Source organism: Saccharopolyspora sp. NPDC002686 (genome assembly GCF_040295745.1).
In the GTDB taxonomy this organism is placed as follows: Bacteria; Actinomycetota; Actinomycetes; order Mycobacteriales; family Pseudonocardiaceae; genus Saccharopolyspora; species Saccharopolyspora oryzae.
This window is the reverse complement of record NZ_JBEOVY010000357.1, coordinates 1-7,815: the sequence shown is the minus strand read 5'-3', so window position 1 is coordinate 7,815 and position 7,815 is coordinate 1. Positions and strand designations below refer to the sequence as shown.

The 7,815-nt window shown below is 71.3% G+C and carries 7 protein-coding genes and 1 pseudogene; 4 read left to right on the top strand and 4 right to left on the bottom strand.

Going from position 1 to position 7,815, the window contains the following annotated elements:
* Positions 1 to 84: 84 nt before the first annotated feature.
* Positions 85 to 1,197: pseudogene (locus ABTZ89_RS32315) on the top strand (acetyl-CoA C-acetyltransferase); the annotation flags it as partial.
* A 4-nt stretch (positions 1,198 to 1,201) separates the two neighbouring features.
* Here ABTZ89_RS32315 and ABTZ89_RS32310 read toward each other — a convergent pair.
* The 4 genes from ABTZ89_RS32310 to ABTZ89_RS32295 all read right to left on the bottom strand — a co-directional run bounded on the left by ABTZ89_RS32310 (position 1,202) and on the right by ABTZ89_RS32295 (position 4,619).
* The gene (locus tag ABTZ89_RS32310) at positions 1,202 to 1,966 is read right to left on the bottom strand and encodes a class I SAM-dependent methyltransferase (protein WP_351051890.1); all 765 of its coding nucleotides are present in this window, start codon (positions 1,964 to 1,966) and stop codon (positions 1,202 to 1,204) included.
* Between the two features lie 77 nt (positions 1,967 to 2,043).
* Complete coding sequence (locus ABTZ89_RS32305; protein WP_351051887.1) at positions 2,044 to 3,360, bottom strand: CoA transferase; 1,317 nt, start codon at positions 3,358 to 3,360, stop codon at positions 2,044 to 2,046.
* A gap of 213 nt (positions 3,361 to 3,573) precedes the next feature.
* The gene (locus ABTZ89_RS32300; protein WP_351051885.1) at positions 3,574 to 4,107 is read right to left on the bottom strand and encodes an SgcJ/EcaC family oxidoreductase; all 534 of its coding nucleotides are present in this window, start codon (positions 4,105 to 4,107) and stop codon (positions 3,574 to 3,576) included.
* The gene (locus ABTZ89_RS32295) at positions 4,104 to 4,619 is read right to left on the bottom strand and encodes a MarR family winged helix-turn-helix transcriptional regulator (protein ID WP_351051882.1); all 516 of its coding nucleotides are present in this window, start codon (positions 4,617 to 4,619) and stop codon (positions 4,104 to 4,106) included. The genes ABTZ89_RS32300 and ABTZ89_RS32295 overlap by 4 nt, the downstream gene beginning before the upstream one ends.
* A gap of 138 nt (positions 4,620 to 4,757) precedes the next feature.
* Between ABTZ89_RS32295 and ABTZ89_RS32290 the strand changes: the two genes are divergently transcribed.
* The 3 genes from ABTZ89_RS32290 (at position 4,758) to ABTZ89_RS32280 (ending at position 7,688) form a co-directional block, all read left to right on the top strand.
* Positions 4,758 to 5,948, top strand: coding sequence for a DUF8462 domain-containing protein (locus ABTZ89_RS32290; RefSeq protein WP_351051879.1), 1,191 nt, complete (start codon positions 4,758 to 4,760; stop codon positions 5,946 to 5,948).
* A gap of 400 nt (positions 5,949 to 6,348) precedes the next feature.
* Entirely contained in the window at positions 6,349 to 6,783 is a 435-nt protein-coding gene (locus ABTZ89_RS32285) for a YunG family protein (protein WP_351051876.1), read from the top strand.
* Positions 6,784 to 6,851: 68 nt separating this feature from the next.
* The gene (locus ABTZ89_RS32280) at positions 6,852 to 7,688 is read left to right on the top strand and encodes a hypothetical protein (protein WP_351051873.1); all 837 of its coding nucleotides are present in this window, start codon (positions 6,852 to 6,854) and stop codon (positions 7,686 to 7,688) included.
* Positions 7,689 to 7,815 lie beyond the last annotated feature (127 nt).

Here is a 7,815-nt window from a genome sequence, read left to right as displayed (position 1 = left end):
GGGTTGGCGCCGAGATGCCCCACGGGACCGACCTCACGCACAACTACCCCCAGCTGGCCGCGGAACCCGGCTTCGACCTGTCCCGGCGCGGTGCTCAAGCACAGCCGCGACTTCAACCTCGCCCGCGAGACCGTGCTCGGCTCCAAGCTCGACCCGCGCACCCCCGCGCACGACGTGCAGATGGCCTGCGCGACCGGGCTCGAAGCCGTGGTCTCGGTGGCGAACAAGATCGCCCTCGGCCAGCTGGAGGTCGGCATCGCCGGCGGCGTCGACTCGGCCAGCGACGCACCGATCGCCGTCAACGACGACCTGCGCCGCGTCCTGCTGCAGGCCAACCACGCCAAGACCGCCGCCGGTCGCCTCAAGGCGCTGAGCGGGGTCCGCCCGCAGCACGTGGTGCCGGAGATCCCGCGCAACGCCGAGCCGCGCACCGGCCTGTCGATGGGCGAGCACGCCGCGAAGACCGCGCTGGCCTGGGAGATCGAGCGGGAAGCGCAGGACGAGCTGGCCGCCCGCAGCCACCAGCGGCTCGCCGCGGCTTACGAGCGGGGCTTCTTCGACGACCTGCTGACTTCCTACCAGGGCGTGGCGCGCGACCAGAACCTCCGCGCGGACAGCTCGGTGGACAAGCTCGCCAAGCTCAAGCCAGTGTTCGGCCGCGGTGAGGGCGCGACCATGACGGCGGGCAACTCGACCCCGCTGACCGACGGCGCATCGACCGTCCTGCTGGCCAGCGAGGAGTGGGCCGCGGCGCGACGCCTGCCGGTCCTGGCCTACCTCGGTGACGTGGTGTCGGCGGCGGTGGACCACGTCAGCGGCGACGAAGGCCTGCTGATGGCCCCGGCGTACGCGGTCCCGCAGCTGCTCGACCGGGCGGGTCTGGGCCTGCACGACTTCGACTTCTACGAGGTCCACGAGGCCTTCGCCTCCCAGGTCCTGGCGACCCTGAAGGCCTGGCAGGACCCCGAGTTCTGCAAGAGCCGCCTGGGCCGCGACGAACCGCTCGGCGAGGTCGACCCGGCCAAGCTCAACGTCGTCGGCTCGTCCCTCGCCGCCGGTCATCCCTTCGCCGCGACCGGCGGCCGGATCGTCGCCACCCTCGCCAAGCTCCTGTCGGAGAAGGGATCCGGCCGCGGCCTGATCTCCATCTGCGCAGCAGGAGGTCAGGGCATGACGGCGATCCTCGAACGCCCCTGACGAGCTAGCCGGTCCCGGGTTTGCGGGCTTCGACGAGGGTTCGGGTGGAGTGGGCGACGAAGACGCCGTCGCGCTGGATCTGCTCGTGGAGGTCGTGCAGGCGGTCGCGGTGGCCCGCGATCGTGAAGCCCGGGACCGTCCAGATCACCTTGCGCAGGAAGTAGATCACCGCGCCGACGTCGAAGAACTCCATGCGCAGGCGCTCGGTTCGCACGTCCACGACGTCGAGGCCGGCTTGGCGCGCGCCCTCGGCCTCCAGGTCCGGGTGTCGCTTGCGGCGGGCTTCCGGCTGCGGGCCGAGGAAGTGCTCCACGAGTTCCCACGCGGTTCCCGGACCGACGTGCTGGGCGAAGTACGTCCCGCCCGGTGCCAGGACGCGCGCGATCTCCGCCCACCACACGGTGGCCGGGTGCCGGCTCGTCACCAGGTCGAACGCGCCGTCGGCGAACGGCAGCGGCGGCTCGTCCGGGTCGGCGACGACGACCGCGCCCAGCGGGTGCAGCAGCTTCGTCGCCACCGCGACGTTCGGCGGCCAGGACTCCGTCGCCACCATCACCGGCGGGAGAGCGCCGGCTCCGGCCAGCACTTCGCCGCCCCCGGTCTGGATGTCCAGCGCCGCGGACGCCTGCGCCAACCGCTGGCCGAGCAGCCGCTGGTAGCCCCACGAGGGCCGCTGCTCGGTGGCTCGACCCTCCAGCCAGGAGAAGTCCCAGCCGTCGACCGACGCAGCCGCACCCTCGGCCACCAACTCCTCGAACGAACGCGTCATGCGTCCATGGTCCCAACCGGCGCCACTGATTTTCCGCGAGGTTTCGGCTGGTCAGGACCCGTGAGCACTTCGGGTCGCTATAACAGCCCAAAGTGCTCACGGGACCAGGCGGGGACGGCGGAGCCGTAGGGGTGGAGGAACGGCCAGGACAGCGCCTGGTCGTTCGGGCGGCCGGGTGGGGTCACGGTGGTGATCCGGCCGTCCGGGGTGTTGAGCGAGGTCAGCCAGGGTTCGACGGCCACGGCGAGCGGTGGGTGTTCGGTGCGGGGTTGGTCGAGCAGCCAGTGCGCGGTGCGGGCCAGGGAGAGTTCGCGCAGCCAGGTTCCGCCTCGTTCGGACTGGCGGCGGAGGCCGTCCAGGGCCGCTGCTGCGCAGAGGTATCCGGTGGCGTGGTCGAGGAGTTGGCAGGGCAGCGCGCCAGGACAGTCCGAAGTGGACTCGATGGTGGCGATGCCGGTGGCCGCCTGGGCGATGCTGTCGAATCCGCGCCGTTCGCCCCACGGCCCGGAGTTTCCCCAGGCGGAAAGGGAAACCACCACCAGTCCGGGATGCCGCTCGGCCAACGCGTCGAAGCCCAGCCCGAACCGCTCGAGCGCACCCGGCCGATATCCGTGCACCAGGACGTCCGCGCCGTCGAGCAGATCGTGCAGCCGCGCAAGGCCTTCCGGCGTTCGAGCGTCGAGCACGGCGCTGCGCTTGCCGAGCAGCGTGTCGTAGCTCCCCGGGCGTTCCGGGCGGTGCGGTGGATCGATGCGCAGGACGTCCGCGCCGAGCGCTGCGAGGAACCGGGTGCACACCGGACCGGCGATCACCCTGGTCAGGTCCAGCACCCGGAACCTGCCGCGCCGGGGCGCCGCACCGCCGACGTGGCGGGTTCCGACGAGCGGTTGGGCATCCACGGCGCGACCAGGTGCTTCGGCCCGCCACTGCGCCGGGGTCCGCACCGCCGCAGCGATCCCGCCGGCCGCCACCACGCGCGATTCCGCTTCCAGCGCGGGCAGTTCCGCGATCGCCGGTTCCACCTCGACGTCGTCGGTGGCGCCGAGTGCGCGAAGCAGGGCTTCCCGGTGCCACGGGTAGTTGCCGTGGGTCCGGACCCAGCCGTCGGAGGTCCGCCAGAACCGGGACAGCGGGGCGAAGCCGTCCAGCGGCGGACGACCGTCGAGGCGGAGGTGGGCTTCGCTGCGCACTGCGGCGGCGGCGTGTTCGGTGGCCAGCTCGGCCGGGCCCGCGGCCAGCAGCGCGGCCCCGATGCTGGCGATCGCGATCTCCTCGACCGCGAGTCGGGAGGGCAGGTGGCCGAGCTCGCCCGTCACCGCCAACTCGTCCGGGCTGCGATCGATCCCCAGCGCGTCGAGCGCTTCGGCCAGCGGGCGCCGCCATTCAGCTGTCATGCCCGAGATCCTCTGCGATCGCCCGCCGGATCGCAGCAACTCGGCGTGAGCGGCAACGGTGGTAAGAGCGACCATCGCCGCTCACGACCGCATCGGCTTGTCTCGCGCTCTCTAGCCCCTGAGCTAGACAGCCGGATATTCGGCGAGCTTCCGCGATCGATTTGTCGACTTCTCGGCAAATCGGCTGGTCGACGGATCGCCACCCCGGGAAGGTCAGCTCCGCCGGACGTACTGCGGTGAGGCGGTGGAATTCACGGTGCCGGGTTGGGCGGCGGCGCGTCCGAGGCCGAGCCGTTGCGAGACGTGGACGAGGCCTCGGGCCATTCGAGCGGGCAGGGAGTCCGGCTCCGGTGGGGTCACCGGCCTGATCCGGCCGTTGTGGATCGCGGTGAACCGCCACCCGTCCGCGTCGCGGACGGCGACGATCGTGTTGCGGGTGAGACGTCGCTTCGGCAGCGTCTTCCGCCACGCCGTGAGCACGGAACCGGTGGAGTGGACGAGCGCGACGCCCTCCCCGAGGTGCCGGATCGACTCGATCCGGCCGACGAGAGCGGAGCCGTGGAGCACTCCGCGGAAGAGCTTGTCGTGCGAAGCGACGACCGGTTCTCTGCCCTGCGCGCGGTTGCCGTCGTACGAGACGTAGTCGCAGTCGGCCGTGAAGCACTCGCCGTAGGCGCGCGCATCGCCAGCGGTCCAGGCAGCGGACATGCGGTCGAACAGCGCGGTGATCTGCTCGTCGTCGGTCATCGCTCCTCCTCGGTCGGGGCGGAGGCCGCTCGCCGGCCACCCAGCGCTTGTGCGCGCAGCAGCGCACCGCGCCGGTACGCGTAATCGGTCACGCGGTCGAGGAACTCGGCGATCGCGGTCAACTGGTGGGCGTCGAAGCCCTCGGTCAGCGAGCCGGGGTCGACCGGCAGCGAGGCGAAGACCGCCTGGACCTCGCGGACCGCCTTGCTGGTGGGGCGCAACACCTGCTTGCGCCGGTCGTGCGGGTGGGGTTCGCGGCACAGCAGCTCGGCACGCTCCAGCCGGGCGACGACTCCGGTGGTCGCGCCGGTGGTCAGCCCGGTGATCGCGGCGAGCTCGCTCGCGGTCATCGGAGCCCGTTCGTGCAGCAGGTCGAGGCACTTCAGGTCGGTCGGGCCGAGTCCGAGGCGTTCGGCCAGCGCGTGGTGGTACAGCACCGTCGCCGTGCTGTACCGGCGGGAAAGCGGCCCGGTGATCTCCGCGGCCAGTGCCGCGCGTTCTTCGTCGGTCATCTCAACTCACTCCGCAACTCGCTTAGTAGCTAAGCTATTTGGTGCGGAGGGTCCGGTCAAGGTCGCCGACAACACGCCGATGGGGATTTCTCGCCGAATATCGGAGCAGCGCTAGACGGCTGGATACAGTCCGATGGCATGGACCCGGTTCGCAATCCCTTCGCCCCCGGCGCCGGGCAGCGGCCGCCTGAGCTGGCCGGACGCGACCGGGAGCTCGACGCCTTCGACGTCGTCCTCGAGCGCGTCGCCCGGGGTCGCCCTGAGCGGAGCCTGGTGCTCACCGGATTGCGCGGCGTCGGCAAGACCGTGCTGCTCGGCGAATTGCGGTCGATGGCGCTGCGGCGCGGTTGGGGCGCGGGCAAGGTCGAGGCCCGTCCGGAGGCCGGCCTGCGGCGGCCGCTGTCCGCTGCGCTGCACCGCGCGATCCGCGACCTGGCGGTCCGCCACCGCGCGCCGGACCGCGTCGAGCACGTTCTCGCCGTGCTCAAGGCCTTCGCGCTCAAGTCGAATCCCGACGGCGCCAAGCTCCGCGACCGGTGGCAGCCGGGCATCGACGTGCCCGCCGCGCAGGGCCGGGCCGATTCAGGGGACATCGAGATCGACCTGGTCGAGCTGTTCACCGAGGTCGCGGAGCTGGCGGCCGACGTCGGCGCCGGGATCTCGCTGCTGATCGACGAGCTGCAGGACGTGCCCACCGAGGACGTCTCCGCGCTGTGCGCGGCCTGCCACGAGCTGTCCCAGTCGGGGGCGCCGCTGGTGGTCGTCGGCGCTGGTCTGCCGCACCTGCCCGCGGTGCTGTCGGCGAGCAAGTCCTACTCCGAGCGGCTGTTCCGGTACATGCGGATCGACCGGCTGGACCGCTCCGACGCCGACCGCGCGGTGATCGCGCCGATCGAGCGGGAGGAAGCCGGGATCACCTCGGACGCCCTGGACGCGCTGTTCTCGATCTCCGGCGGCTACCCGTACTTCGTGCAGTCCTACGGCAAGGCGACCTGGGACGCGGCGGTGCGCAGCGAGATCGGCGCCGAGGACGTGCGGCTGGCCGCGCCGGAGGCGGAGTCGGAGCTGGCCGTCGGGTTCTTCGGCTCCCGCTACGAGCGCGCGACCCCGGCCGAGCGCGAGTACCTGCGCGCGATGGCGGAGCTGGTGGAGGGCCGCGACGAGCCGACCCCGACCGCGTCCATCGCCCAGTACCTGGAGCGCCGCCCTTCGTCGCTGTCCCCGGCGCGCGACAGCCTGATCAAGAAGGGCCTGGTCTACTCCGGCGAGCGCGGCCAGATCGCCTTCACCGTCCCCCACTTCGGCCGCTACCTGCTCACCCAGGACTGAACGCGCTGGTCAGGCGAGTTCTCCCCATGCGGATCGGGCTTTATAGGCGAATCTAGTGTTCGTCCTAGAGAGCTGGATAGAGATTGATCCGCTCGCCCGGACGGGCGTTTTGACGTGACGTGGAACACATATCGGTAAGTGTGTAACGAGACGCCCTTGGGCGCCGATATGCAGGATGACCCCGCGGTGCTGTCGGACCCCCGACCTGGCAGCATCGCGGGGCTTTCCAATTCCGGCACTTCTGCCGCCGCTCAGTCCAAGTTCACCGCACCCCGTCGTGCCCTCGGTGAGCCCTGCCCGAAGGGAGTCGAAAAATGGAACTCGTGATCCTCCTCCTCGGCGCCCTCGTCCCGGCGCTGGCGGCCGCCCCGTACTACGTGCGGGACCGGAACCGGCGCTGATGTCGGTGGTGCCGGGCAAGATCTCCGGCATGCTGAGCCAGACGCTGGTCGAAGTCGAGCGCGCGATCCGGTCGTCCTGGGGCGTGGACACCTGCGCCCCGGAGGACATCCCCAAGTGGCACGCGGGAAATCCCGCGCGCGGCCAGTGCGGGACCACCGCGCTGGTGGTCAACGACCTGCTCGGCGGCGACCTCGTCTGCGGCGAGGTGCACGTCGACGGCAGGCAGGTCGACAACCACTGGTGGAACCGCCTGGCCGGAGGTCTCGAACTCGACCTGACCCGCGAGCAGTTCGCCCCGGAAGAACTGGTCGTCGGCGGCACCCCGATCAAGCGCCCGCCCGAGATCGTCCGCCTCCGCGAGGAGTACGAACTCCTCCGCACCCGAGTCCTCGCCGCGCTGGAGGCCGCCGAGTCCGCGCCGGTTGGCCGCTGAAGCTGCTCTGAGCTGGGATTTCGCGACTCCGGCCCTTTTGTGTCGACGGGGTCGATACAATCGCTGCCATGTTCTTGTTCGAACACGGTTTTCGCAGCTTCCTGGTGATGGCGCTGGTCGCGGGGCTCGTCGGGCTGCTGGTCCTGATCCCGCTGTGGCCGACCAAGCAAGGAGGCCGCGCGCTGCTCCGGCGTTGGCAGATCGCGGAGCCGGCGGACGAGCAGATCGCGCACGCCGTGACCTACCTGCGTCGGCGCAGGTTTTGGTACCCGGTGCTGTTCGTGCTGATCCCGTTGGTCGCGGGACTGCTGTTCGAGGGCTCGACCACCGGGTTCCCGGTCTTCGTGATGATCCTGTTCGGCGGCGGGTTGCTGGCCGAACTGCTGGCGCTGCGGCCGAACGAGCACCGGGTGCGCGAGGCGGTGCTGGTGCGGCGCGGGGTGTTGGACGTCGTGCCGCAGTGGGGTCTGGTGGTGCACGCGGTCGTGGCCGTGCTGGCGCTCGCCGTCGCCTCCGCCAACGCCGCCGGGCGTGGGTCCATTGTGGAGGGAAGCGCGACCGCGTTCGTGGGCGTTCCCCTGTGCGCGGCGCTCGTCGCGATCGTCCTGTGGGCTGCGGTGGCGCGGCCCGCGGACGGCGATGTCGAGCTCGACAGGGTGCTCCGAGTCCGAAGTGGACGGATCGCGTTGGCCCTGGGCACGGTGCTGCAAGCGGCTCTCCTGAGCACGGCCTGCCAGTCGCTGGAAGGCGCAGCCCTGCCTGCGCAGGCGCCGGGCTGGGTGGTCGGCACGGCTGACCTAACCCGGCCGCTCGGCCTCGCGGTTTCCGTCCTGTCGATCGTGGTCTGGCTCGTGCTCGCCCGGCCGCCACGTCGTGCGCAGCGAACGGCTGTCGCGGTCGCATGAGCGAGACGCCCCGGCTGGTCGTCGACGCGGACGGCGAGGTCGCCCCGTGGCGGCAGGTGCACGTCCTGGATGCTGCGGCAGCGGAGCGGGCGCAGTCCGGCGTCTTCCGGTGCTGGCCGCCAGCACC